This window comes from Neobacillus citreus (genome assembly GCF_018343545.2).
GTDB classification, from domain to species: domain Bacteria; phylum Bacillota; class Bacilli; order Bacillales; family Cytobacillaceae; genus Neobacillus; species Neobacillus citreus.
On sequence record NZ_JAGYPE020000008.1, the window covers coordinates 1 to 26,287 of the forward strand.

Sequence of the window (26,287 nt, forward strand, 5' to 3'; positions counted from 1 at the left end):
TCTTTTCGTGCTTTTGTTGAAGCTGCTGGTATTTTTGCTGCTCGGGTGTCATATTTTTCTGTTTGCTTGCCATCATTGCATCCCCTTTCCTACTTGATATCCTCTGTCATTTTAACGATTTCATTAAAACGTTTTTCTGCATCTCGATGGTTAAACTTAGACGAGGTCCTCATCTTTTCATCAAGCCGTACGACTTCCAGAAATATTTTATAGTCACTTGAGACGGTAAATTTCGCTTTTGGATATTTTTTCTCAAGCATTTTGGTAACATTTTTTTCAATCTTTTTCATGTTAAAGCGATGCAAATGCTTTACCTTATAGGCAACAAGGATTGCTTTTTTCCCTTTGACGACAGCGACATCATACAATTCTGGAAAAGAACTTACATCTCGTTTAATTTTCTCTACCTGGTCATTTCCTTTATGCCCATCAGTGACAACTGGTGGTGGATTTGTAGTTTTCACAAGCGCGAGCTGGCTGTCTTTTGCTTTTTGATCCTGATTGCAGGAAACCAGTAAGATTACACTCATCAATATAATGAATCGATATGTATTTCGCATAACGGTTTTCATCCCTTTTTTATAAATATGACTGTCATTAGTTTTTTCGACATTGACTAAAAATATGACTAAGTTAATGCCGATTAGAGAAAAAATAAAACTGCCAGTAACCCAGCAGTTTTTCACTTCTACTTATATGTCTTCTTCCCACAGCCACAGCCTTGTTTTTTTATAGCATTTGATGGCTGGTAAACCTTCGTTGTTTCAGTTTGCTTCTTTTTCTTTGTCACGTTTTTCCCTCCAATCAAATACAATTCATTAGTTACTAATCATCATATGAAAAAGCGTAAGTCTTGTCTCAGGCAAAAATCCTTATTTCCCAATAAAATATTGAATAATTGTTTCGATGATGGCCGCCATACCAGCAACAGCCAGGATAAGTATAATTGGCTCCGCCCAAACAGGGAAAAGGAAGGATATTCCTACCAAAATGGCAGAAGACCATATTCCTGTACACCAATAACAACTTAGCAATTCACCCATAAATCGCCTTATTCCAAACTTTTTTGGAATATAATAAATTTCCACTTCACCTTCTGCATTTACTTCCTCTACCTCATCAAAAAAGGGATTGCGTAAAAATTCAGTAATTTTATCAAAAACAATTAACCTCGTAAACCGAAAGCTTGCCAATGCTAAAAGGAGCAGTTGCATAAGACTTATCTTCATGTTAAAAAACCCTTTCATTTTTGGACTAATGACTGTGTATGAAAATAGCCTAATTTTGGTAAATAAGGCAATTGTCCGTAACCCATAAGGCTCTCGTTAAATATGTTAGTAATGTAAGATATATTACGGATTAAGGAGGAAAAATAAATGGGTTGTGGGAGCTTTAGAAATAATCACGACAACGGCAATTGCGTATGTCAAGTAGTTCGCGCGATTAAAGATATTCAAGATAATGCTGTTGAAGCTGCTGAATGTCAATCCTGTACCAGCTGCTTTAACGAGCCGCTTGGTTCATTAGTCTCACCTGTTAAGGAACATGTTGATACGCGCGTATTCGTTTTAAAAACAGCTGATGGTACACCATTCCACGCATTCTTCAATGACGATTACAATGCATGTGTCTCCATCTATTTCCGCGTAGAAGATGTGTTCGATAACTGCTGTGCTACACTTCGCGTATTAGTTCCTGGCAAAAAAGACGGCGGAAACTTTGTTCCAGTCAATTTCGTAAAGGGCGATGATAAATGCTGTATTAACCTATCTAAACATTGCCAAGTGACTTGCTTCAAAGCGAGCAACGATTGTGTAACGGTTGACTTAAGCTGCTTCTGTGCCATTCAATGTATTGCAGACGTAAACCTTGGAATTTGCAACAGTTAAATAAATTAGCCAGTCGGTGAATCGGCTGGCCTTTTTTTTATTTATTCATTATCGCTTTATTCCGATCATGATGACATTGGTGATATCATCAACTGGGAATGTTCTTTGAGTTTTATTATGGTATTCAATGGTTATTTGATTGTCCTCATAACTAATCAGGTAGCCCAAATGTTTCTCATCATCGATATTAAAGACACATGGAACAGGCGGAAGCACTTTTGGAAAGTTAATTAAATATTCCAGTCTTTCCTTTACCGTCATTTCCTTAAATGGTTTTACTCGATTAAAGGAAGATCGGTTATTCTCCACAGGTATTGAAGATGCTGCTTCTTTTATTTCCGTTCCCATCCCATTTGAATCTTTCTCCATCTTCGCATGAGGGACATTCTTTTTATTTTCATCTGCCCTTATATTCTCTTCCATTGCCGGCTCAGCTTCAAGCTTACTTCTGTAGATTTCCTGCATATGATAGTTTGCGGGATTCCTTGAAAATGGCTGTTTAATAAAGAAAAGTGGTCCCTGATCTTTTGTATTTGACATATAAGCACCTCCCTTACGGCATCCTACACTTTTATATATATGTGAATGGACTATAGGCGTTAACTGTTTTTTTCCATATAAAAAAGCCCGCAGTTCATTTTGCGGGCTTTTTATATTACATAATATGATATCCTGAGTCTACGTGAATATTTTCCCCTGTAATTCCACGGGAAAGATGGCTGAATAGGAAAACGGCAGTATCGCCTACTTCCTCAGGCGTTGTTGTTCTCCGTAATGGTGCTTTTTCTTCAATTTCCTTTAAAATCAAGTTAAATTCACCGATTCCTTTTGCGGATAGTGTTCGGATTGGACCGGCCGAAATGGAATTTACGCGAATATTATCTTTACCTAGGTCCGCAGCTAAATAGCGAACGCTTGCATCAAGGGAAGCTTTTGCAACACCCATAACATTGTAATTTTTGATGGCTCTTTCTCCCCCAAGGTATGTGAGAGTAACGATGCTGCCGCCTTCTGTCATGAGGCCGCGTGCTTCCTTCGCTACTGCCGTTAAGGAATAGGAGCTGATATTATGTGCCAGCAGGAAGCCGTCTCTTGTTGTATTCATATATTCGCCTGATAATTCTTCCTTATTGGCAAATGCAATACAGTGTGCTATTCCATGAATAGTCCCAACCGCTTCTTTTATTTCAGCAAAACACGCAGCAATTGCTTCGTCACTAGTCACATCACATGGCAGCACTAAAGTTCCCTCTGCATTTAAGGACTCCGCTAATTCCCGTACACTGCTCTCCAGTCTTTCCCCGGCAAACGTAAATACTAACCGTGCCCCAGCGTCATGAAGTGAGCGGGCAATCCCCCAAGCGATACTCCGCTTATTAGCAACACCCATTACGACAAATGTTTTTCCAGTTAAAGATAAATTCATTTTTAAAAAATCCTCCTACATGATAACTGATATTAGTACTTGGTACTAATTCTACACTAATTCTGAATAAATGAAAAGTACTTGCCTTTTCTAATAATAGCTTTTGCCTGTTTCTGAAAATTCAAGCTCCCTTTTCAGGTCATCCACATATTCCTTTGAGCCTGTGACAATCAGTCGGTCATGCATTTGCAGCTCCGTGTCACCATGAGGCACGATGGAATCCTTCCCTCTGAAAATTCTGACAAAAATAACATCCCCGGTAAACGGAAATCTTCTTAATGACATACCATCAAATAATTCATTATTCATGACAATTTCATATAACCCAGTTTCCTGATTCGTCAAAAGATTTATGACTGCAGGAGACTCAATCATCGCCCGAAGCAGCGCTTTTGTAGACATAAAGGAGGAGAACACCTCTACCCCATGCTCACGAAGCCTCAGCTCCAATTCAGGACTTTCAATTCTGGCAATGACCCTTGGAACTCCTTTTTCTTTCGCAGCTATAGCAAGATCTGCATTCACTTCCTGGTTTCCTGTTAAGATTACTACTATTTCAGACTCGAACACTTTTGTATTTTCAATGGCCTCCTGCGAATAATCCTGGATTTCCTTTATTTCAAATACCGAGTCAGCAAATGTTTTTTCGGCCTTTTCAATTTTTTGATGATACAAAACCGGATTATAGAGTCCGGACTTTAATTCTAGGGAAACAGGCAAAGTAATCTGGTTAGCACCTAAAAAGGCAATGGACACTTTCCTGCCCTCCGCTGCTTCTCGAGGGAACAGCTTTTTAAAAACAATTGGCGTAAAAATTGAGGTAATCACAGCGACAAGAATTAGTGTTCCTTTCATTTGCTCTGATATAACCCCAATCCGTTCTCCGATTGTCGCTGCAGCAATAACAAGTGACAATGTGGAGGTAAGCAGAAATCCCGAGGCAATTACGGTTTTCATATCGTACCAAATTTTCAAAAGGTACACAGGAATTAGCTTCGAAAATAATAGCCCAATTAATAAAAGCGGTATTAATAACAAAAGTTTCTTTTCACTTAATAACGACCAGATGTCCAGTTCTACACCTACCATTACAAAGAAGATAGGAATTAAAAATCCGTAGCCAAAGGAATCAAGCTTATGAACAAGCTCTTGGTTTGGTGCCAACAAAGAAACAAGGACACCTGCCAAAAATGCTCCCAGAATATTTTCAGCACCGACTGTTTCGGATAATCCTACCAGCACAATAATCAGCATAAATACAGCCCTTGTGCCGATTTGGACCGTCCCTGTTGAGAGTGTTTCAATAAAGCTGCGATTTTTAAATCTTTTACCAATGAAATAAAGGATAATTCCTGCTCCAAACAAAATCAGCAGAAGCCATGTATCCCCCTCTCCCCCTTCATTCAGGGAAACAAAGAGGGCCAGCAGAATCATGGTAGCCAAATCAGCAATAACTGCTACCAGTAAGATAATCTGCCCAATCACCGTTTTCATTAAGTGAGCTTCTTTTAAGGTGGGCACGACTACTCCCAATGAAATCGTCGAAATAATCAATGTCATCAGGAAAGCATTATCGATAAATCCTGCCAGAACAAAGAGATACGATAAACCGAGTGAAAGAATGAAGACACCGGCAAAGATAATGGATGAGACCAGAAAGGAGTTTGGTTCTTTTTTCCCGTTTGGAAGGGTCTCACGTTTTTTCCCGCGTGAAAAAGCCGTGAAGTCAATTTCAAGACCGCTTAGGAACATAAGAAAAATAAAGCCAAGTGTAGACAGGGTGGACAGCCACATATCCTCATGAACGATATTGAATCCACTCTTACCAATAATGAGGCCCATGATAATTTCCGCAACAACCACAGGAATAAAATTTAATTTAAATCGATGCAATAGAATTGGAGTTAAAAATGCCATTGTCACAACAATTAATAATGAAATAATGGAGACGTGTTGTTCCATCATACTCCTCCCTTACGGATAGTAATAAATGCTCGCAATCCGACAAAAAATAAGAATCGGAAAGGGGCAACAATTATGAAAATAGATATTATCGGAGATATCCATGGATGTTTCACAGAATTCTCGGAGTTAACTGCAAAATTAGGTTACGATTGGAAAAGTGGGATTCCCCTCCATCCGGAAAACAGAATACTCGGGTTTGTCGGTGATTTAACCGACAGAGGTCCAAATTCTCTCAAAGTGATTGAAATCGTTTGGAAGCTGGTCATCGAGCAGGAAAAAGCTTTCTATACACCTGGAAACCATTGCAATAAGTTGTATCGCTTTTTCCTTGGCAACAAAGTCCAAATTTCCCACGGACTTGAAACAACCGTGGCGGAGTATGAAACATTATATAAAAAAGACCAAGATTCCATTCGAAAAAAATTTATGGACCTTTATGAAAATGCTCCATTGTACTTAGTATTAGACCAGAAAAAGTTAATAATCGCCCATGCAGGAATTAAACAAGAATTGATTGGAAAGAAAAATAATCAAGTAAAGACATTTGTTCTCTACGGAGATATTACAGGTGAAAAGCACCCGGACGGATCCCCTGTCAGAAGAGACTGGGCTAAACAGTATCACGGGGAAGCTTATATTGTTTATGGACATACACCTGTGAAGGAGCCAAGAATTATTAATAAAACGTATAATATTGACACAGGGGCTGTTTTTGGCGGCAAACTTACTGCCTTAAGATATCCAGAAATGGAACTGGTCTCTATTCCCTCTACAATGCCATATATCAAAGAAAAATTTAAACAATTTGAATAAAAATAAAAATAAAAATAAAAGAAGGCTGGCCTTTTTAGTCATGACCAGCCTCTATTAATTTCTTCATATCATCCGGCAAAGGTGCCGTAAAGGTCATTTCCTCCCGGGTAAGGGGATGAATGAAGTGGACTTCTTTACAATGTAACGCCTGCCTATCAATTAACGAGGTGTCTCCCCCATACAAGTCATCACCGAGAAGAGGATGACCCAAGTAAGACATATGGACCCTGATTTGATGGGTCCGTCCGGTTTCCAGGTTCAGCTCAACCTGGGTAAATTCCCTATGCCTTGATATGACTCGGTAATGGGTACAGGCATATTGTCCATCCTCACGGACCTCCCTTTCGATGATGCTTTCCGCTTTACGTCCGATTGGGGCGTTTACCGTGCCTCTGTCCGCCGACAACAAACCGCCTGCAAATGCTTCATAGGTTCGTTTCACTTGAGATTTCCGCTGCATTAAACTAAACAAATGATGAACATGACGATGTTTAGCCACTAAAACAATCCCTGAAGTATCCCGATCCAGCCGGGTTACAATGTGGGCTGTAGCAGTTAGTCCTGTTTTTTGATAATATCCTACAAGGGCATTTGCCAGGCTCCCGGCAGGATGCTCCCGTGACGGAATTGTGCTCATACCGGCAGGTTTAACGACAACCAGCAAAAATTCATCCTCAAACAGAATCGTCATTGGAAGCTTCTCTCCCGGAAAACTAGGGCTCTCGGAAGGGAATATCACTGTCAGTACATCCCCTTCAACGAGCTTATACCTTACATTTACATCTTCACTGTTGACAAGGATTCTCCCGCCCTTGAATTTAATATCCGTCAAAGCAGTCCGAGAGATTTCTTCCCTCTTTAAAAACTCTTTAATGAGCAATCCGGCACTATTATCATGAATACTCCACTGAAGTTGAAAATTTTTTGTCATTCCGTGTTTTCCTTCATTTAGTCCGAAATAAATGAATCATGTACTCTTTTCCAGAAAGGAAACGGGCGGAACCTAGCAAAGCGGATTTTTTCCTCTGGAACCCGGAATTGGATTGACTTTACATCCTTATGAAGCAGGGTTAAATGATCAATTGTAATCTGGAAATCCGTCCGATTTACGGGCTTTAACATACATGTGTGGTGTGCTGGCAGAATAAGCGGCGAACCCACTGTTCTGAAAACCCTGTTGTTAATGGATGCCATTTCCGCCACTTGAAGGGCTTGGATGGACGGGTGAATAATGGCTCCGCCTAGTGCTTTATTATAGGCTGTACTTCCGGAAGGGGTAGAGATACAAAGACCATCACCACGAAATCTTTCAAAATGCTGGCCGCGTATTTCTACATCCATGACCAGCGTACCCTCCACACCCTTTACGGTAGATTCATTCAACGCTAGGTACCTGGATTCCTTACCCGCATGGGAATAACGAATAATGACCTCCAAAAGCGGATATTCAACAACCTGAAACGGTGTCTTTGCAATGGCAATGACCAGCTTTTCGATTTCCTCAGGGGTCCAATCCGCATAAAAACCGAGGTGCCCTGTATGGATCCCAACAAATGCTGTTTTATCCAAACGGCTGCTGTAACGGTGGAAAGCATACAGGAGCGTCCCGTCTCCCCCTACAGAGATGACGATATCCGGCTGGTCTTCATCGTACTTTAACTCAAAATCCAGCAAATAGGTCCTCATTTTATGCATAAGAATATTTGATTTTTGATCCCCTTTAGATGTTATCGCAAATTTCATCTTTTTTACCCCTTGTATTGGAATAATCTATATAAACAGCGGCTCATTTCTTTTCTTCTTGGGCTGTTTCCTTCTTTCTCGTAAAAAAAGCCTGTGCTTCTTTAATTTCCCCCCGGATAAGTGACATTTCCTCATCTAAACGGAAAGCCGCCTCTGCCGCACGCTGGAGTCGCATTTTTATATCAGTAGGAAAGGCACCTTTATACTTATAGTTTAAGGAATGTTCAATTGTTGCCCAAAAATTCATGGCCAATGTCCGAATTTGTATTTCGGCTAGAATTTTCTTTTCCCCGTGGATAGTTTGCACCGGGTATTGAATGACAACGTGATAGGAACGGTATCCACTGATTTTTTCATGAGAAATATAATCCCTTTCCTCCACTATTTCAAAATCATTGCGGTTTCGGAGCAGCGAAACGACCCGATAAATATCCTCCACAAACTGGCACATAATCCGAAGGCCGGCAATATCCTGCATTTCTTCTTCAAGTTTATCTAACGGTATTCCTTTTTGGTTTGCTTTATCTAAAATACTGGCAATTGGCTTTACCCTACCGGTAACAAATTCAATCGGTGAATGTGTCGAATCGAGTTCAAATTGACCTCTCATTCCCTTTAATTTTATCTTGAGCTCATTAATTGCCTGCTTATAAGGGGTTAAAAATTGGTCCCAATGCTTCATGACTCCACCTCGACAAGAACAAATTATGGATGAAAAACTGTTTCTGCTTTTTCAACCATTTCTTTACCGTAATTGCTATTTCCTTTTATGTTGTTAATAATAAAATCAAACTCTTCATTAAAACGCTGAAGTTCTATTTTTTCATTTCCGTCGGAAATCCAAACCGGAAGTTCTGCAGCCATTTTCATGTCGGGCCAGATTGGTTCTGGGAGCACGATGTATGTATAGTCATCTGAATCTTCCATTAGATAAATAAAGGAATAATGTTCAGAATCCACAAGGATTTGTTCGGCCGGAACTAAACCAGTTATTGTTTCCGATACTTCTAAAACAAGTGCATTTTCCATTACATTTGCCGCTTGGACTATTAGTTTTTTCCTCATTTTTTACCTCCATCTTCCATACCCACTATTTTAACATAATTCCTCATTTCTCCCAAGGATTGCAGTTTCCACTGAAGATGAGATAATGTAAATAATTTTTATCGGAAAGGAAGACAAACGATGCCGCAAAATATTGAAATAGAATTTAAAAACATGCTGACAAAAGAAGAATATTTAAGATTATTAAACGATTTTCAAATTGATGAAATAAACATTTTTTCTCAGGAGAACCATTACTTCGATACGGAGGATTTTGCCTTAAAGGATAGGCGTTCAGCTTTAAGAATTCGGTTAAAAAAGAATAGCTGGGAAATGACGTTAAAGCAGCCTGCAGAAATCGGACTTCTTGAAACAAATCAAATACTTAGCGAAAGGGAAGCTCTAGAAGCAATTCAATTTGGGAGACTTCCTTTGGGCCAAATAAAGGTGATCATAGAAGAAATGGGTATCCCCTTTAGTAAATTGGTTTATTTCGGATCTTTGGCAACAAGACGCGCTGAAGCAGCGTTTAAGAAAGGCGTGCTCGTTTTCGACCATAGTATTTACCTAAATCAAGAAGATTTTGAACTAGAATATGAGGCTGAAAACTTTCATGAGGGGCAGGAAGTCTTTTTGCAGCTGTTAAAAAATTATCAAATTCCTGTTAGAAAAACCGAAAACAAAATTCGCCGCTTTTACAGGCGGAAATACAACTTATAAATTAGTTTCGTAAGAAAATCCATATTGGACACATTAATAATATCCTTTTTTCTGGAGCAATTCATTTGAGATAAAAATTAGGCATTGTTAAAATGAATGTAAACTTGATAATGACGAGAGGAGGAGTTGTCAACATGATGAATAATCAGCAAACACCATTTGAGGTTATTGGAGAAGAAACGCTCCATCGTCTTGTGGACACTTTTTATGGCCTTGTTGCACAACATCCTGACCTTGCTCCTATATTCCCAAATGATTTTTCTGAAATTGCCCGTAAACAAAAGCAATTTTTAACCCAATATTTAGGCGGTCCTCCACTTTATACTGAGGAACATGGACACCCGATGATGCGCGCCCGCCATCTGCCTTTTCCGGTTACGCCAATACGTGCCAAAGCCTGGCTTTCATGCATGACCAAAGCAATGGATAAAACCGGCTTAGAAGGACCGATAAGGGATGAATTTTATTCCAGGCTTTTTCTAACTGCCCAGCACATGATAAATACACCTGACGATCAAGAAAATTCCGGTGAGCCATCGTGAATAATTTTGATTACTCAAATTCTTTGCAGCCAATCAATAGCAGCGATAAAAAACCGATAGAAATTTATTTATTTATTGATCCGCTTTGTCCCGAATGCTGGTCTCTTGAGCCTATCATGAAAAAGCTTCAGATTGAGTATGGACGTTACTTTTCTATCAAGCATGTGTTAAGTGGAAAATTAACAGATTTAAATGTAAGCCGTAAAAAAAATGTTGAAAACCTTGCGCAGGTTTGGGAGAAAACAACGAGCAGGTCAGTAATATCTTGTGAAGGAAATCATGGGTTTGAAGACCCTGTAGATGCTCCCTATAATGTATCGATTGCGTTAAAAGCAGCAGAACTTCAAGGGAGACGTGCAGGAATCCGCTTCCTCCGCTCAATCCAAGAGGTATTATTTTTGGAAAAAAGGAATATTTCAGATTTAGGAGTATTAAGAGAGTGTGCGGATAAAGCAGGACTTGAAATTCAAGAATTTCTTCAAGACATGCATTCAGAAAGTGCTGCAAAAGCTTTTCAGTGCGACCTGCAAATTACTTCCGAAATGGAAGTTCGCGAAATTCCTACTCTTGTCTTCTTTAATGAGAACGTTGAAGAAGAAGGAATAAAAATAACAGGAACATATCCATATGAGGTTTATGTTCAAATTCTGGAGGAAATGCTCGCAGAAAAACCGATTAAATCTCCACTGCCTCCACTGGAAACATTTTTAAAGAATTTTAAGTTTGTCGCCTCAAAGGAAATTGCACTTGTATATAATATGACCATTTCACAAATTGAACGGGAAATGAAAAAATTGCTCCTTAAGCAGGTGGTGCAGCAAATCCCTGCAAAGTTCGGGACCTTTTGGAAGTATATTGAGTAGCTTATGATTGATTATGTATAACAGAAATGCCCTGCAGCCATCAACTGCAGGGCATTTCTCTTAATACGAACAAAGGGGATGGGAGAAATTTTTCACGGTCAAACAAAGGGGTATATGTTTGTTGTGATCAACTTCACGTATTAAATATAGCATGGGCTGAAAGGGGTGACAATAAGTTTGTGCTTTATTTCACATTATTGTCAAAATATCATAAATTCATAGAGTAGACCATAAATATTAAGGAAGATATTTACTAAAAAAGGATGGATTAAGAATTGAAAAAGTTCTCCATTACACTGATGATTCTTTTCTTTATTTTTGCATTTTTTTTACAAGTACTGGCACTCTTAAAAATTTTCCCGATTATAATTAGCATCCCCGTCTTGTTTCTTTCTATCTTAATCCCCAGCATCTCCATCAATGACAGAAAAAAATTTAAGGGATTCTAAATGAAAACTCGCCGATTGGCGAGTCCGATAGGACGGTTCATGAGGCGTAGTTGAATTTATGCGTTAGGAAAGGGCTGGTGACTATCACCAGCCCTTTAAACTTACTTTTTAAGCAATAATTGTTCTAATTCACCTAGTTTTTCTTCAAACACCTTGCAGGCATCCTTGATTGGCTCAGAGCTTGTCATATCCACTCCGGCTTTCTTTAATACTTCAATTGGATAATCGGAGCTTCCCGCACTGAGGAATTCAATATACCGTTTTACGGCTGGCTCGCCTTCCTCTAAAATCTGCTTGCTTAAGGCAGTTGCCGCGCTGAAGCCTGTCGCATATTGGTAAACATAATAGTTGTAATAGAAATGTGGAATGCGGGTCCATTCAAGGCCGATTTCCTCATCAATGACAATATCCTCTTCACCGAAGTACTTTTTATTTAATTCATAGTAAGTTTTTGTTAATGACTCTGCCGTTAATGCCTCATTATTCTGCGCCATCTGATGGATTAAATGCTCGAATTCAGCAAACATCGTCTGACGGAATACCGTGCCTCTAAAGCCTTCCAAATAATGATTCAACAGATAAATCCGCTTTTGTTCATCATCAATTGTTTTTAACAAATAGTCGTTCAGCAGCGCCTCATTGCAGGTAGAAGCAACCTCAGCGACAAAAATCGAATAGTCCCCATATGGGAACGGCTGATTCTTCCTTGTGTAGTAGCTGTGAACAGAGTGACCAAATTCATGAGCCAAGGTAAATAAGTTGTTTACGTTATCCTGCCAGTTCATCAGGATATATGGATGCGTTCCGTATGCCCCTGATGAGTAAGCCCCGCTGCGCTTGCCCTTATTCTCATGGACATCGACCCAGCGGTTTTCAAAGCCCTCTTTTAGAATCTGGGCATACTCATCACCTAACGGGGCTAGTCCTTTTATAACAAGATCTTTTGCTTCTTCATACTTAATTTCCATTTTCACATCTTTAACTAGTGGTGTGTACAAATCATACATATGAAGCTCCTGAACCCCTAATACTTGTTTGCGGAGCTTTACATAACGATGCAGCAGATGCAGATTCTCATTAACGGTATTCACTAAGTTATCATAGACCGTTTCAGGAATATTATTAGCAGCAAGGGCAGAGTGTCTAGCTGAGTCATAGTTCCGGACCCGCGCATTAAAATTATCCTTTTTCACATTCCCGCTTAAAGTACTTGCGAATGTATTTTTAAACTGTCCATAGGTTTGATATACACCTTTAAAAGCGTCATGCCTTACCCTCTGGTCTTCGCTTTCAAGGAACCGGATATAACGCCCATGTGTAATTTCAACCTCGTTGCCATTTTCATCCTTAATGGATGGGAACTCCAAATCGGCATTATTCAGCATACCAAATGTATTACTAGACGCATTCATTACTTCACTCGCCTCAGCAAGCAGAGCTTCCTCTTCCGCACTCAATACATGCGGCCGTTGCAAATTAATTTCTTCAAGAGCATGTTCATATAGCTTTAATTCCGTTTTTTCATTTAAAAAGCCAGTTACTTTACTTTCGTCAATTGCAAGAATTTCTGGAACAATAAAGGCAAATTGGCTCGCCGCTTGAGAATAAAGATTTTTCATTCGATCATCCAAGCCCTGATAAAAAGAGTTTGTCGTATCTTGGTCGTATCTCATATGTGAATATGTATAGAGCTTGCCGATTCTTTTAAAAAGCTGGTCCTGAAATTGAAGGGCTTTATAAAGCGTCTCTGCACTTTCTCCCAATTTTCCTTCGAACTGCTTAATTCCCGGAATTTGTGCCTTCACCTCTTGGAATTCTTTTTCCCATTCCTCATCGCTTGCAAAAATATCCTCCAGCTTCCACGTATCTTCAACTGGGATTTCACTTCTTGCCGGGAGTGACTTTACAGCCGTTTCATTTGTCATGATTGATCCTCCATTTCCATTCGATAATCCAATATCACTTTATTATATTCCATTTTTTCTTTATTTTTCCTCCTTTACGCTTATAAGCAGTAAAGCCTCTCCTATATTATGCCCTGTCATCTATTTTCATTTATTATTTTGATAAAATATTGACTTTGCCTCATCCTTTTCTCGGTTTGATTGAGGAATCTTGATTTTTCTGTTTATTTCGCATATCCAATCCCCTTTTCGAATTAAAACGCCCAATTCAATCAGCTTCCGGAAATATTCTATGACCGGTATCATCGGATTAATAGTTTCTAGTAAAGGTAAAGTTCGGATCGTAATATCTTTTTTGGAGATTCTTTTCTGCACCTGGTAATGTATATCCTGATACGAGATCAATGCTCCGGGATTTTTATCAGCTAGACAATCAAGGAATAAGTAGGTTTGCCATACAACTGGAGGGGTTTGAATGTAAACTGCATGAGGAACTGGCAGGCCTATTTCTGCTGGCAATAAAAAGAGATTTAAATTTCGCTGATAAATTTCATGAAGAAAAGGATTTTTCAGGGCACCTGCATGAAGAACCCAACTAATTTGATAATTTTCTGCGGCTTCCTTCCACTTTATTAGGTTAATCTTCCATTTATCGGGCTTAGGATTGAGCAAATCCTCAAGTCGCAAACTGTAAAGGGAATTGAATGATTGCTCCGCAAAAGCATTTTTAATGGAATACGGAGTAATAGAACTAATTAATTGGAAGGCTTTCTTTTCAGGAGAATAGCAGGGTATATACAACTGACCTCTGATGCTCGTTCGTAAAAATAAGTAATGAAAATTTGAAAAAGGAATGATGTGGCGGCTTTTTTGATGAATGTGATGGCTGGAGATGATCCATAGAGGTGTATAGTGATGTTCAAGGTAGTTTTTTGTTCTTTTCCAAAATATTTCTTCTGATAGTGTGGAGCACTGAAACTCTAGGGCAAATCTCTGACCATTATGTTCAAACATGATATCGGGACGCTGTTGCATTTTCCGATCATAAAATTCGAGGATACAAGGAATTTTTTGCATGCTTAGCCAATGATATAACTGAAGCTTTCCTTCAATATGATTGACGGACTCTGCTTCGTATAGTTCGCAGCAGGTGCTTCCTTTTTTATGGGCAAAATGGAATATTCGCTGCTCACCAAGCTTTAATGAAACATTTTCCCCACAGACAGGACATATGAACTCCTCGGTTTTTCTAAGGCTTAAAAGTGCTTCTTTCGAGTAACCATTTCCAAGCGAAATTTGTTTACCTGTTTTCGTCTGGGCTGTTAACAATCGGAATCCTCCCCCTTCTTTTCTTCTCCAATTCGACTAAATGTGCCAAAATCCCTTTACAAAAAAATAAAAACCCGCCGGTATCGACGAGTTTTAACAAAATTTTCACAATAACGGTGAGAGCAGTCTTGCAGTAGATTCTAGCAACCGATACCCCAAATGCCGCTGTTGGAATGTTTTTAAATCTAATTGTATTGCAAATTCCAAATCGTTTAGGTATTCTGCAACAAGCTTTTGGGTACTTTTCGTACGGAAAAGGAACGCATTTACCTCAAAATTCAAATGAAAGCTTCGCATATCCATGTTAGAGGTTCCTATTGAGGCCAATTCCCCATCAACAATGACAATTTTGCTGTGCATAAACCCTATTTCGTATTCAAACACCTTTACTCCTGCCTCTAAAAGCTCAGGAAAATAGGATCTTGAAGCATGAAAGACAATCCGCTTATCCGGGCGGTTTGGAACTAGAAGCCGTACATCAATTCCACTTAAGGCGGCTACTTTAATGGCGGAGAAAATATCCTCATCTGGTATAAAGTATGGAGAAGCAATCCAGACTGATTTTCTTGCCGAGCCAATCATGGAGAAAAATATATTCTTGATGACACTCCATTCGTTATCCGGACCTCCTGCGATTAACTGAACACCACCGTGGCTTTTGTGGTCAATTTGTGGAGATAAGTATTCTGCCGTCAGAAAACTATGATTCGTCATATAATACCAATCCTGGAGAAAAATCAGCTGCAGAGTCCGCACTGCTTCGCCCCGAAGCATCAAATGGGTATCCCGCCAGAATCCGATATCCTTATTTCGTCCCAGATATTCATCGCCAATATTTAATCCGCCGACAAACCCAATATTCCCGTCTATGACAATTATTTTTCGGTGGTTGCGGAAATTAAACTTATTATTTAAAAAAGGCAATTTTACCGGCCCAAATGGAACAGTTTCTATTCCGGCATTCTTTAAATCATTGATATAAGCTTTTGAAAGCTGCCAGGACCCAACGGCATCAAACATAAAACGAACCTTTACACCCTGATTCGCTTTTTCAATTAAAATATTCTTTATTTCTTGGCCAATCTGATCATGCCTAATAATATAATATTCTAGATGAATATGGTGCCTCGCCCTTTTTAGCTCTTTCATTATATGACAAAAGGTTTCCTCACCGTTTGTTAAAACCTTGGTTGCTGTATCAAAGGATATTGGACTATTCCCCAGTTTTTGAGCAAGCATAAATAATTTACCTTGATGCTCCCCCATTAACTGCAGCTTTTCTTCACTCCTTGGGTCATTTTCGCCCTCAACCGTTAAGAATGCCTGTTTATCAAGAAAATACTTTTTTCTAAACATCCGTTCCTTTCGATAATTCCTGCCAAATAGAAGATAAAAAATAAACCCCACCAGCGGAAAGCTTCCAAGAACAACCAGCCATGTTATGGTTTGTGTAGGATGTCGGTTTTCCAAAAATATTACAAACCCGATAAAAATGACGGAAAGCGAAATCATTACACTTAGGAACCCTAAAATGCCACTCTCCAACTGATTTTTGAAAGCAAAAAGAAGAATTGAAAGAACCAACAAAAATATGACAACCCGAACCGTATTCTTCAGTGTCCTCACCTGCTTTGAAACACCCATATTTAAAGTCAGATAAAATAATACCGATTTCAACTGTGAAATCGGTACTTTTTTCAGCTAAAATAGTTTCGAATAACTTCAAAAACATTCTCAGCAATTATTTCTTTACCGTACTCCTGAATTCGGTGAATCGTTAACTGTGTTTCATACCCATATTCCAGCAATACGCTTAAAACATCATCAATCTCATCTTCCCCGAAAACATCTTCAGGAAATTCAGTATATAAGTAATACTTACCTTCAAAGTGATATAGCGTTGTGACTAAGTTATCAAGACCCGGTCTTTTTGCCAAACTGATCACATCTTCAAAATCTTTAAAAGCAAGAATAAACTCCAAACTATCTTCTTCAAGAAGGACTTCTTCTTCATCTGAATAATTTGGATTAAAATGCTGATCTAAAAGTTCTTCAATCTTATCATCAACAGGCAAATCCTTAATTTTATCATTAGGAATAGGAAGTTCAAATTTCTGGCCATCTTTGGAAAGCTGCGCTTTGGTCACAAGTACCTCTAACCCTTTATCCAAGGCTTGAACCTGAATCCATAACGGACCTTCAACCACAAACTCTTCCTCTCCATGGACTTCATCCATCATTTCCCAAAAGAGTTCTTCACTTCGTTCACGATTGTACCATATCTCTTCCCGATCAAAGCCTCTTTCTTCTATATCACCATAGGAAATATAAAATTTAACCGTATTTTCGTTAATACGTTCAATCTCCATTTTAACCTCTCCCTTCCATTGTTCATATTGAAGGGACTAAATACCCCCAAGCAGATAACTCCCTTAGCATTCACTCTTAAAAAAAGTTTATTCAATGAAACTTTAAATAAAAAAGCAAATACTCTTGTACTTTCATTTTATGATAAAAGAACAAATAAGGGAAATAAAAAAGCGCAATTTCACAAAATCCATAAATCCGCCTAATATCCAATACGAACAGTAGTCCAATCAACATTCAGAGGGAAAATTTCCAATATAGATATTCCTTTAATAATAACAAAATTCAATAAAAATTTCAAACAATAAAAACGAAAAAAAGACCTTCATAAAAAAGGTCTTTACTCTTAATTAATTTACCATCCGCTGTGCTTCTCGCAATTGATATGTTCTGACCTTTCTAGGCAGAAATCTGCGGATTTCATCTTCATTATATCCAACTTGCAAACGTTTTTCATCAATGATGATTGGGCGGCGAAGCAACCCAGGGTTTTCTTTAATTAATTTGAATAAATCCTGAAGAGGCATTGTATCCAAATTCACATCTAACTTTTGAAAGGTTTTAGATCTCGTTGAAATAATTTCATCCGTTCCATCTTCAGTCATACGTAGAATTTCTTTGATTTCTTCCATAGATAAAGGTTCTGAGAAAATATTTCTTTCCTTATATGGAATCTCATGCTCTTCTAACCATGACTTTGCTTTCCGACATGATGTACAGCTCGGTGAGGTGTATAGTGTTACCATCTGTGTTTCACACTCCTCTAATTATTTGCAAATCTATCATATATCAATCCGGAATTAGGGAAATTAACACAATTCCAATGTATTAGCAGTTTATAAAATTAAAATTATTATAAATAAGGAATTTATATCACTCATTATACACTACAATATCGAAAAAAGGTATCCCTTTTTCAAAAATAATCCCTATCAGAATACCCCCTAAATTTAAGATTCCTTATTATATTAGACGAATGATTTCTGAAAAAGTTTCAAAAATTTTTTTACTTTTTTATTTTTTATTACGTTTCATTGTTAATCATACTAAAATGTTCGTATCTTTATTTATGCTTTATGAGGGTAATGCATTGTGAATTAAATCTAGTTTTTAATAACAAATAACCTGCTAGGTTTTTTTCTGAAAAATCCATTCTCAATTAAAATCACAAAATGAAAACGATATCAGTATTTAAATATAGCTTTTCATTAGTTTTTTATTTTTCTCTTTTCTTAAAGGCAAAGTTCACTTACAATAAGTGTAGTGAATAAAATAAAATCAATTCTTTGATTCATCAAATGGAGGGACAATCATGGCTGGATACATAACTGATTTAACAGTTGTTGCACTGTTAGTGATCGGGATTACAGCTTTTATGGGAGTCATCACAAACGGTATTGGTGAAAAGGTATTTGGCGGAAAACGCCGCAGCGAATTTGTCGACCAAAGTGCCAGATTTCAAACTGGCTGGAAAACCGTTGGCGGAAAAAGAAAGTAAAATAATAAAAAAACGATCTCGATATCTGAGATCGTTTTTTTTATTATTGTTTGGATTGTGCTTGGTATTGTTTAAATTCTTTTTCCGAACAAAGGACAAAGTGTCCCGGCGTAACTTCACGGAACTCAACCTGCTCATTATCCTGATAATTATGGCTTGCTGGATCATATGTTTTACGTTTGCGAGCCCGCTCACTAATCGGATCTGGAGCAGGAATAGCTGATAATAGTGATTGCGTATATGGATGAAGTGGATTTCGGTAAAGTTCATCTGACGGTGCAAGCTCAACCATTTTACCAAAATACATAACACCAATACGGTCACTGATGTATTTAACCATTGACAAGTCATGTGCAATGAACAAATATGTTAATCCTTTTTCATGCTGAAGCTTTTTCATTAGATTTACGACCTGCGCTTGAATCGATACGTCCAATGCTGAAATAGGCTCATCGGCAATGATGAACTCCGGTTGAACTGCCAGTGCACGGGCAATCCCAATCCGCTGACGCTGACCACCGGAAAATTCATGAGGATAACGATTGGCATGTTCCTTGTTCAATCCAACAGTTTCGAGCAATTCATATACCTTTTCCATTCGCTCCTGTTTTGATTTAGCCAACCCATGAATATCGATTCCCTCGGCAATAACGTCTGCTATTTTTAATCGAGGATTTAATGATGCATATGGATCTTGGAAAATCATTTGCATCTTACGGTTGAATTGTTTAAGTTCTTTCTTGGATTTTTTCCCATGAACATTAACACCATCATAAAGGACTTCTCCACCTGTGGCTTCGTATAGACGGATAATTGTCCGGCCTGTTGTAGATTTACCGCAGCCTGATTCACCTACAAGCCCCATTACTTCTCCTTGATAAATACTAAAGGAGACATTATCAACCGCTTTTACCTCATTAGGTTTGCCTTCATTAAAATATTGTTTTAAATTCTTTATTTCTAATAATTTTTTTCTTTCACTCATTTATTTTCCCACCTTTACACCAGGGAATTGACCTTGACGCCTTTTTACAGCCTCAGGCGGTTCCACCTTAGGAGCATCCGGATGCAATAGCCAAGTGGCTGCATAATGAGTATCAGACACCTTGAAAAATGGCGGCTCCTGTTCTAGGTCGATTTTCATCACATAAGGGTTACGGGGTGCAAATGCATCTCCCTTTGGCGGATCTAATAAATCAGGTGGTGTCCCCGGGATTGAGTATAATTCCTCATCATCTGTTTCCATATCCGGCATGGAGCTGATCAATCCCCATGTATATGGGTGTTTCGGATTATAGAATATCTCATCAGCAGTCCCAATTTCTACGATTTTACCGCCATACATAACAGCGACTCGGTCAGCAACATTGGCTACAACGCCAAGGTCATGGGTAATAAAGATGATTGATGTATCAATCTTTTTTTGCAAATCCTTCATTAATTCCAGAATTTGAGCTTGGATTGTAACGTCTAAAGCCGTTGTCGGTTCATCAGCAATTAAAACTTTAGGATTACAAGCCAACGCAATAGCTATAACAACCCTTTGTCTCATCCCGCCCGAAAACTGATGCGGATATTGATCAATACGAATTTCCGGCTTAGGAATCCCAACTAGTCTTAATAGTTCAACTGCTCTTTCCCTAGCAGCACCTTTAGACATGTTTTGATGCTTAATCAGAGGTTCCATAATTTGATTTCCGATTTTCATTGTGGGATTCAATGATGTCATCGGATCCTGGAAGATCATCGAAATGTCCTTACCACGGATTTTTTGCATTTGCTTATCCGTTAATTTGGTTAAATCTTTGCCTTCAAAAAGAATTTCGCCGCTTTTTATCTCGGAATTATGTTCTGGGAGCAGGCGCATAATCGACTTTGTCGTGACTGATTTTCCCGAGCCCGATTCACCAACAATCGCTAATGTTTCCCCTTTGATTAAATCAAAATTAACGCCGCGAATGGCTTTGACTTCCCCGGAAAATGTATGGAACGAAATATTTAAATCTTTAACTTGTAAAATCTTCTCCAATTCGATTCACCTGCCTTAATCACGCATTTTTGGATCTAATGCATCTCGTAATCCATCTGCTACCAAGTTGAAGCAAACCATGATTAAAGCAATCATGATGGATGGAATAATCATTTGATATGGAAATGCAATCATCGATTTAAAGCCATCTTCAACTAATGTACCTAATGATGCATTAGGTTCCTGTAATCCTAAACCGATAAAGCTCAAGAATGCTTCGAAGAAAATGGCATTTGGGATAGAAAACATTGTGTTAATAATAATTACTCCGAACATGTTTGGAATCATATGTTTGAAAACAATTGAAGTATCGGATGCTCCCAATGTTTTGGCAGCTAAGACAAATTCTTGATTTTTAAATTTTAATACTTGAGCACGTACCACCCGGGCCATACTAGTCCATCCGGTAATCGTTAAAGCTACAATAATCGGAACAATACCCGGTTTTAATACAAGAATCATTAAAACAACAATGATTAGGTTCGGAATACCGACGATAACCTCTATAATCCTCTGCAAAACACTGTCTACTCGTCCGCCTAAATAACCTGATACCGCACCATAAGTTACACCAATCAGCATATCGATTAATGCTGCCATAAAAGCGATAAATAAGGAAACTTGCGTCCCTGTCCAAACACGGGCAAACAAATCTCGGCCAAGAGCGTCTGTACCAAACCAATAATAATTGTCAACCTTCCGCACCTCGTAGGCGTTATATTCTGTCCCGTTTCTACGAGTCAAGGTTCCATCGAAAGGAAGCCAGTGGACATTTTCAAGCCCTTGAATTCTTGGAGGCAGATTATTGTGTTTTGTATTCTGGGCATCGTATTCATACGGTGTAATCATCGGACCAACAAAAGCCATGATGATTAAAATACCAAGAATAACAATACTAACCACGGCGCCCTTATTTTTTCGTACGCGAAGCCAAGAATCCTGCCAAAAATTCAAGCTAGGTTTAGCAATTTTTTCACTTTTTGATGGGTCTATATGGGCGGGCGCAAACATATCTTTAGAAATTTCTTGATTTATCATTTTGCTTTCCCCCCAGAAATACGAATACGTGGATCAATGACTCCGTAAAGAATATCAACCACAAGTATTACGACAACAAATAATGCCGCAAATAAAAGATTTGTCCCCATAATGACAGGATAATCGTTGGTGGCAATCGATTTGACAAACTGCTCCCCTAGTCCAGGAATCGCAAAAATCTTTTCAATAACCAATGAACCTGTCATCAAGCTAACAGCTAAAGGTCCTAAAACTGTGACAACGGGTATTAAGGCATTTCTTATCGCATGCTTAATACTGATTTGCCAGTAGCTAGCCCCTTTTGCTTTTGCTAAAGTAATATAATCTGATCCTAATACCTCAATCATTTCTGTCCGCATAAACCGGGCCGCAATCGAAATTGGGAACATGGCTAAGGCGATAGTAGGAAGAACCGTATATTCAGGCCCCCGCCACAGCATGACCGGAAACCACCCCAATTTTACAGCCACGTAATATTGCAGCAAACCTGCAAATATAAAGGATGGGATAGATTTACCAACTACAGCAATAAAGGTTGAACCATAGTCAACCCAAGTATTTTGTTTTAATGCAGCAATGGCACCCAATAGAATGCCCAAAATGGACCCAACAATCATTGCTTGAAAACCTAAGACCGCAGATGGGCCAATACGGTTTGCAAGAAGTTCTGACACAGGGGTATTATTGAATTGGAAGGAAACTCCAAGGTCACCCTCAGCCAAGTTCTTTATATATTGAAAATATTGAACAGGCACGGGATCGTTTAAATTGTATTTTTCTAACAAGATTTCCTGTTGGACCTGCGAAAGCTTTTGGAAATTGTTAAATGGAGTTCCAGGAATTAGTTTCATGAGGAAAAACGTGACCGATGCAACAATGAATAGTGTGATAATCATATAAATGAAACGTTGCACTAAATATTTTGCCATGCCTACACCTCCTAATTGGTGAAATTTTCGTCTTTTTTCGACAATTCTGATACAGGTAAAAAGAGAGTATATTTGAAAATATACTCTCTTTTCTATTTGATTAGTGTTACTTATTTTGTAATTTTAATCCACTGATAGCTATAGTCAGGGCCAAAGGCATGGTGTGCAAAGCCTTTAACTTTTGGATTAATTAATAGGTTAACGGAACGTTGATACATAGGAGCAAGTGCTGCATCCTTTTCAAGTAATAGCTCTTCAGCTTTTTGAAGTGTTTTCCAGCGTTCTTCTGGCTTAGCAGATAGGTCTTCGTTAGCAGCCTTGATTAACTTATCGTATTCTGGGTTGCTATAATCCATTCTGTTGTGTTCGCCGCCAGTTAACCATAGGTCCATGAATGTCATTGGGTCAGCATAGTCTGGTCCCCAACCGCCGAATAACAAATCATATTCCTGTTTGTTTTCACGGTCGATACGAATCTTAAATGGTACAGCATTCATTTCAAGCTTTAATCCAGGAAGGTTTTTCTCTAACTCACCTTTTACGAACGCGTCAGTTAACTTCGAAGTCTCAGTGTCACCGCCAACGTATACAAAGCTGATTTCTTTAACTCCAAGTTCTTGTAAACCTTTTTCCCAATATTTCTTTGCTTCTTCTTTGTTAGTCTTCAAGTATTCCTTAGTTGTTGCACGGAAATCTTTGTTATCTAAGAAAGTAAATTCTTTTGGTACAAGGAAGTTTGCTGCAATAGAACCGTTAGCTAATACATCGTCTACCATTGCTTTTTTATCTACTGATAAAGCAATTGCTTTACGGATGTTTAAGTTTTTCAATGCTGGGTTCTTTTCGTTCATTTTAATCCAGAAAATAGATGGTTCTACGTAACGTACTAATTCGTCAGAACCTTCGAACTGCGAAATGATTGCAGCTTGTGCAAGCTTTGGTGAAATATCCGCTTCGCCAGCAGTAAAGGCGTTTGCAGAAGCCTGCGGATCTTTCGATACGTTAAAGTTAATCTTTGTTAATGTTACATTTTTAGCATTCCAATAAGTATCGTTCTTTTCATATACCCATTCAGTAGCAGTTGGGCCATCCCATTTAGTTAACTTGAATGGACCATTGTAAAGGATGTGAGCTGCATCTTTCGCATAGTCAGCGCCTTGTGCCTCAACAAACTTTTGGTTTTGCGGATAGAACATTGGGAATGTTAGATAAGACTCAATATATGGAACTGGTCTTACTAAGTCAATTTCCAAAGTATTGTCGTCTACAGCTTTAATTCCTAAAGTTTTGATATCTTCAGCAGTAGCTTTGTCTTTCTTGGCTACGATCTCTTCAGCGCCCTTGACTTTCCCAGCCATGAAGTACGGGCCGTATGTAGAAGCTGTTTTTGGATCGATAGCTCTCTGCCATGCATAAACGAAGTCGTTTGCAGTAACAGGGTCGCCGTTAGACCATTTTACATCCTTTTTTAATTTGATTGTTAAAACAGTTTTGTCATCATTATATTTAGGCATTTCCGCAGCAACTGCTGGGATAACCTTTTGATCAGCATCCAGACGGTATAAGCCTTCATTTACGTTGCTGATTGTTGTAAAGCTGACAGTATCTTCAGCAATTACACTATCCATAGATGGAATTTCAGATGATTCAAGAACATTCAGTTCCTGTTTATCAGCAAGCTGCTCTTCTTTAGGAGCATTCTTGGTACCTTCTTTTTCCTTACCAGTGTCTTTATTACCGCCGCCTGAACATGCTGCAAGAAACATGCTAAGTACTAGCGATAATACTAAAAGTAGTGAAAGTTTTGATTTCTTCACTAGTAGACCTCCCTTTTCTATTATTCTGAAAAATTACTACATTCTCTATTATACATATTTTCATTCTCTTGTACATTACTTTTTGAAAATTAATTTACATTTTCGAGACAATTCTTACGTATGAATTACAATTTACTATGTTATAATTTATATTTATAAAGGTTTTTTCTCGTTATAAAACCTTACAATACAACGTTTCGGAGGAATAAAAGTGAAATTTTTCCCAAATAAAAGTGTAATATTGGTAGCGTTTACACAGCTTTCCATTTTCATTTTATCCTTTATTTTTTATGGCGAAATTTCTATTGTTAGCTATATCAATATATCTTTTTATATCTCCTTTGCTCTTCTCCTTTCTTTTTTGCTCATTTTTACCATTCAAAGTGGTTTTTATGATGCGATTTTCAAGTCCTTCAACTTTGCACTATCGTTTAGGACTAATAAACGGAGATTCGAGGATGTTCCCGGTTTATCAGAACTTGTCACGATTAATAAAAACCCCTTCCTTTTTTATGCAATTATAAATGGCCTTTTTATGGTCATTGCCCTTGTTGTTTATTATGTTTTACTGACTTGAAATGAAATATGTAAATCATTTATAATGGGAAATAATTAAATAACAGTAAAAAAGCATTGAAAAAGAGTAGTACGTATGGTCCTTTGTTTTAGAGAGTTTGTGGGTGGTGGAAACAAACACAAAGAAATACGGAATGGACTTTGGAGCTTCTTTCTGAGCCTTTATAAGAGGAAAAGTAAGAGTAGACGTTCCCCGCGTTAAAGGGTTTTAAAGTGACTCATTTTTTTGAGTAATTAGGGTGGTACCGCGAGCCATTCGTCCCTATCTTTGGGGATGAATGGCTTTTTTTATCTATTTGTTTAGGAGGATTTTTTATGAAGACAATATTTTCGGGAATTCAGCCAAGTGGAACAATCACACTTGGTAACTATATTGGTGCACTTAAGCAATTCGTGGAGCTGCAGAATGAATATAATTGCTACTTCTGCATCGTCGACCAGCATGCAATAACTGTCCCGCAAGATCCCGCAACTTTGAGAAAGAACATCCGCAGCTTGGCTGCCTTGTATATTGCAGTAGGAATCGATCCGGAAAAAGCGACATTGTTTATCCAATCGGAAGTTCCCGCTCATGCTCAAGCCGGATGGTTAATGCAATGTGTGTCCTATATCGGAGAATTGGAGCGTATGACCCAATTTAAGGATAAATCAGCAGGAAAAGAGGCTGTATCTGCAAGTTTATTAACCTACCCTCCATTAATGGCCGCAGATATTTTATTGTATAATGCTGACCTTGTTCCAGTAGGAGAAGACCAAAAACAACATTTAGAGCTTACACGTGACCTTGCCGAAAGATTTAATAAAAAATATAGAGAAATACTCACGATACCAGAAGTGCGCATTCCGGAGGTCGGTGCCCGTATTATGTCCTTGCAGGACCCGACTAAGAAAATGAGCAAATCCGATCCGAACCAAAAAGCATTCCTTGCATTGCTTGATGACCCAAAACAAATTGAAAAGAAAATTAAAAGTGCTGTGACCGATTCAGAAGGAATTGTTAAGTATGACAAAGAAAATAAACCAGGTATTTCAAACCTTTTATCCATATACACTATCTTAGGAAATAAGACTATTGCTGAACTTGAAGAGATGTACCATGGAAAAGGGTATGGGGACTTTAAGGGTGATTTGGCCAATGTTGTTATTAATGCATTTAAACCAATCCAAGATAAATACTATGAATTAATGGAATCAAATGAATTAGATGAAATATTAGACCTTGGTGCAGAGAAAGCAAATAAAATTGCAAGCCTTACCTTAAAGAAGATGGAAAATGCAATGGGTCTTGGAAGAAAGCGCAAATAGTAAAAAAAGCCTGAACCGCAAAAGGAATGAAATATATTCCT

Annotated in this window: 26 protein-coding genes and 1 other annotated feature; of the genes, 7 read left to right on the forward strand and 19 right to left on the reverse strand. The window is 38.3% G+C overall.

The window, feature by feature from the left end:
• Positions 1 to 89: 89 nt before the first annotated feature.
• On the reverse strand, positions 90 to 560 hold the full coding sequence (locus KHB02_RS06470; RefSeq protein WP_241113753.1) for a YhcN/YlaJ family sporulation lipoprotein: 471 nt from the start codon (positions 558 to 560) through the stop codon (positions 90 to 92).
• Positions 561 to 872: 312 nt separating this feature from the next.
• Positions 873 to 1,229 (reverse strand): DUF1360 domain-containing protein, encoded by a 357-nt coding sequence (locus KHB02_RS06475; RefSeq protein WP_213140985.1) that lies wholly within the window; start codon positions 1,227 to 1,229, stop codon positions 873 to 875.
• 147 nt (positions 1,230 to 1,376) lie between these two features.
• Here KHB02_RS06475 and KHB02_RS06480 point away from each other — a divergent pair, with 147 nt between their 5' ends.
• Positions 1,377 to 1,889 carry a CotY/CotZ family spore coat protein gene (locus tag KHB02_RS06480; RefSeq protein WP_213140986.1) on the forward strand — a complete coding sequence of 171 codons (513 nt, stop codon included), beginning with the start codon at positions 1,377 to 1,379 and terminating at the stop codon, positions 1,887 to 1,889.
• Between the two features lie 48 nt (positions 1,890 to 1,937).
• On the opposite strand, the gene KHB02_RS06485 is transcribed toward KHB02_RS06480, so the two are convergent.
• The 3 genes from KHB02_RS06485 to KHB02_RS06495 form a co-directional block, all read right to left on the reverse strand.
• Positions 1,938 to 2,429, reverse strand: coding sequence for a CotO family spore coat protein (locus KHB02_RS06485; RefSeq protein ID WP_213140987.1), 492 nt, complete (start codon positions 2,427 to 2,429; stop codon positions 1,938 to 1,940).
• A gap of 115 nt (positions 2,430 to 2,544) precedes the next feature.
• Entirely contained in the window at positions 2,545 to 3,315 is a 771-nt protein-coding gene (fabI, locus tag KHB02_RS06490; protein WP_213140988.1) for an enoyl-ACP reductase FabI, read from the reverse strand.
• A gap of 90 nt (positions 3,316 to 3,405) precedes the next feature.
• The gene (locus KHB02_RS06495; protein ID WP_213141320.1) at positions 3,406 to 5,277 is read right to left on the reverse strand and encodes a monovalent cation:proton antiporter family protein; all 1,872 of its coding nucleotides are present in this window, start codon (positions 5,275 to 5,277) and stop codon (positions 3,406 to 3,408) included.
• Positions 5,278 to 5,352: 75 nt separating this feature from the next.
• Here KHB02_RS06495 and prpE point away from each other — a divergent pair, with 75 nt between their 5' ends.
• Complete coding sequence (gene prpE, locus KHB02_RS06500) at positions 5,353 to 6,093, forward strand: bis(5'-nucleosyl)-tetraphosphatase PrpE (protein WP_213140989.1); 741 nt, start codon at positions 5,353 to 5,355, stop codon at positions 6,091 to 6,093.
• Positions 6,094 to 6,127: 34 nt separating this feature from the next.
• On the opposite strand, the gene KHB02_RS06505 is transcribed toward prpE, so the two are convergent.
• The 4 genes from KHB02_RS06505 to KHB02_RS06520 are packed head-to-tail and all read right to left on the reverse strand — an operon-like array spanning position 6,128 to position 8,901.
• On the reverse strand, positions 6,128 to 7,024 hold the full coding sequence (locus KHB02_RS06505) for an RluA family pseudouridine synthase (RefSeq protein WP_213140990.1): 897 nt from the start codon (positions 7,022 to 7,024) through the stop codon (positions 6,128 to 6,130).
• A gap of 17 nt (positions 7,025 to 7,041) precedes the next feature.
• Positions 7,042 to 7,836, reverse strand: coding sequence for an NAD kinase (locus KHB02_RS06510; protein ID WP_213116596.1), 795 nt, complete (start codon positions 7,834 to 7,836; stop codon positions 7,042 to 7,044).
• A 43-nt stretch (positions 7,837 to 7,879) separates the two neighbouring features.
• Entirely contained in the window at positions 7,880 to 8,518 is a 639-nt protein-coding gene (yjbM, locus tag KHB02_RS06515; RefSeq protein WP_213140991.1) for a GTP diphosphokinase, read from the reverse strand.
• Positions 8,519 to 8,541: 23 nt separating this feature from the next.
• Positions 8,542 to 8,901 (reverse strand): UPF0738 family protein, encoded by a 360-nt coding sequence (locus KHB02_RS06520; protein ID WP_213140992.1) that lies wholly within the window; start codon positions 8,899 to 8,901, stop codon positions 8,542 to 8,544.
• A gap of 120 nt (positions 8,902 to 9,021) precedes the next feature.
• On the opposite strand from KHB02_RS06520, the gene KHB02_RS06525 reads away from it, so the two are divergent.
• The 3 genes from KHB02_RS06525 (at position 9,022) to KHB02_RS06535 (ending at position 11,005) form a co-directional block, all read left to right on the forward strand.
• Positions 9,022 to 9,600, forward strand: a complete 579-nt coding sequence (locus tag KHB02_RS06525) for a CYTH domain-containing protein (protein ID WP_213140993.1) — start codon at positions 9,022 to 9,024, stop codon at positions 9,598 to 9,600.
• Positions 9,601 to 9,737: 137 nt separating this feature from the next.
• On the forward strand, positions 9,738 to 10,142 hold the full coding sequence (locus tag KHB02_RS06530; protein ID WP_213141321.1) for a globin domain-containing protein: 405 nt from the start codon (positions 9,738 to 9,740) through the stop codon (positions 10,140 to 10,142).
• Positions 10,139 to 11,005, forward strand: a complete 867-nt coding sequence (locus KHB02_RS06535) for a ClpXP adapter SpxH family protein (protein ID WP_213140994.1) — start codon at positions 10,139 to 10,141, stop codon at positions 11,003 to 11,005. The genes KHB02_RS06530 and KHB02_RS06535 overlap by 4 nt, the downstream gene beginning before the upstream one ends.
• A 550-nt stretch (positions 11,006 to 11,555) precedes the next feature.
• On the opposite strand, the gene pepF is transcribed toward KHB02_RS06535, so the two are convergent.
• The 5 genes from pepF to spxA form a co-directional block, all read right to left on the reverse strand.
• Positions 11,556 to 13,379 carry an oligoendopeptidase F gene (gene pepF / locus KHB02_RS06540; RefSeq protein ID WP_213140995.1) on the reverse strand — a complete coding sequence of 608 codons (1,824 nt, stop codon included), beginning with the start codon at positions 13,377 to 13,379 and terminating at the stop codon, positions 11,556 to 11,558.
• 126 nt (positions 13,380 to 13,505) lie between these two features.
• Positions 13,506 to 14,687: a competence protein CoiA gene (locus KHB02_RS06545; RefSeq protein ID WP_213140996.1), complete on the reverse strand. Its 1,182-nt coding sequence runs from the start codon at positions 14,685 to 14,687 to the stop codon at positions 13,506 to 13,508.
• Positions 14,688 to 14,792: 105 nt separating this feature from the next.
• Positions 14,793 to 16,304 carry a cardiolipin synthase gene (gene cls, locus KHB02_RS06550; RefSeq protein ID WP_213141322.1) on the reverse strand — a complete coding sequence of 504 codons (1,512 nt, stop codon included), beginning with the start codon at positions 16,302 to 16,304 and terminating at the stop codon, positions 14,793 to 14,795.
• A gap of 80 nt (positions 16,305 to 16,384) precedes the next feature.
• Positions 16,385 to 17,056 carry an adaptor protein MecA gene (gene mecA, locus KHB02_RS06555; protein WP_213140997.1) on the reverse strand — a complete coding sequence of 224 codons (672 nt, stop codon included), beginning with the start codon at positions 17,054 to 17,056 and terminating at the stop codon, positions 16,385 to 16,387.
• Between the two features lie 348 nt (positions 17,057 to 17,404).
• Entirely contained in the window at positions 17,405 to 17,800 is a 396-nt protein-coding gene (gene spxA / locus KHB02_RS06560) for a transcriptional regulator SpxA (protein WP_042455300.1), read from the reverse strand.
• A 566-nt stretch (positions 17,801 to 18,366) separates the two neighbouring features.
• Between spxA and KHB02_RS06565 the strand changes: the two genes are divergently transcribed.
• Entirely contained in the window at positions 18,367 to 18,552 is a 186-nt protein-coding gene (locus tag KHB02_RS06565) for a hypothetical protein (protein WP_213140998.1), read from the forward strand.
• 43 nt (positions 18,553 to 18,595) lie between these two features.
• Here the strand turns inward: KHB02_RS06565 and KHB02_RS06570 are convergent, their stop codons facing one another.
• The 5 genes from KHB02_RS06570 to KHB02_RS06590 form a co-directional block, all read right to left on the reverse strand.
• Positions 18,596 to 19,537, reverse strand: coding sequence for an ABC transporter ATP-binding protein (locus KHB02_RS06570; RefSeq protein WP_213140999.1), 942 nt, complete (start codon positions 19,535 to 19,537; stop codon positions 18,596 to 18,598).
• A complete protein-coding gene (locus KHB02_RS06575; RefSeq protein WP_213141000.1) occupies positions 19,538 to 20,581 on the reverse strand; it encodes an ABC transporter ATP-binding protein in 1,044 nt (347 codons plus the stop codon).
• A 15-nt stretch (positions 20,582 to 20,596) separates the two neighbouring features.
• Entirely contained in the window at positions 20,597 to 21,619 is a 1,023-nt protein-coding gene (gene opp3C / locus KHB02_RS06580) for an oligopeptide ABC transporter permease (protein WP_213141001.1), read from the reverse strand.
• The gene (gene opp3b / locus KHB02_RS06585) at positions 21,616 to 22,548 is read right to left on the reverse strand and encodes an oligopeptide ABC transporter permease (protein ID WP_213141002.1); all 933 of its coding nucleotides are present in this window, start codon (positions 22,546 to 22,548) and stop codon (positions 21,616 to 21,618) included. Before opp3b ends, opp3C begins: the two co-directional genes overlap by 4 nt.
• A gap of 110 nt (positions 22,549 to 22,658) precedes the next feature.
• Positions 22,659 to 24,365, reverse strand: coding sequence for a peptide ABC transporter substrate-binding protein (locus KHB02_RS06590; RefSeq protein ID WP_213141003.1), 1,707 nt, complete (start codon positions 24,363 to 24,365; stop codon positions 22,659 to 22,661).
• A gap of 624 nt (positions 24,366 to 24,989) precedes the next feature.
• Positions 24,990 to 25,208, forward strand: a binding site (T-box leader).
• 48 nt (positions 25,209 to 25,256) lie between these two features.
• Here KHB02_RS06590 and trpS point away from each other — a divergent pair.
• Positions 25,257 to 26,246 (forward strand): tryptophan--tRNA ligase, encoded by a 990-nt coding sequence (gene trpS / locus KHB02_RS06595; RefSeq protein WP_213141005.1) that lies wholly within the window; start codon positions 25,257 to 25,259, stop codon positions 26,244 to 26,246.
• The last annotated feature ends 41 nt before the right edge of the window (positions 26,247 to 26,287 follow it).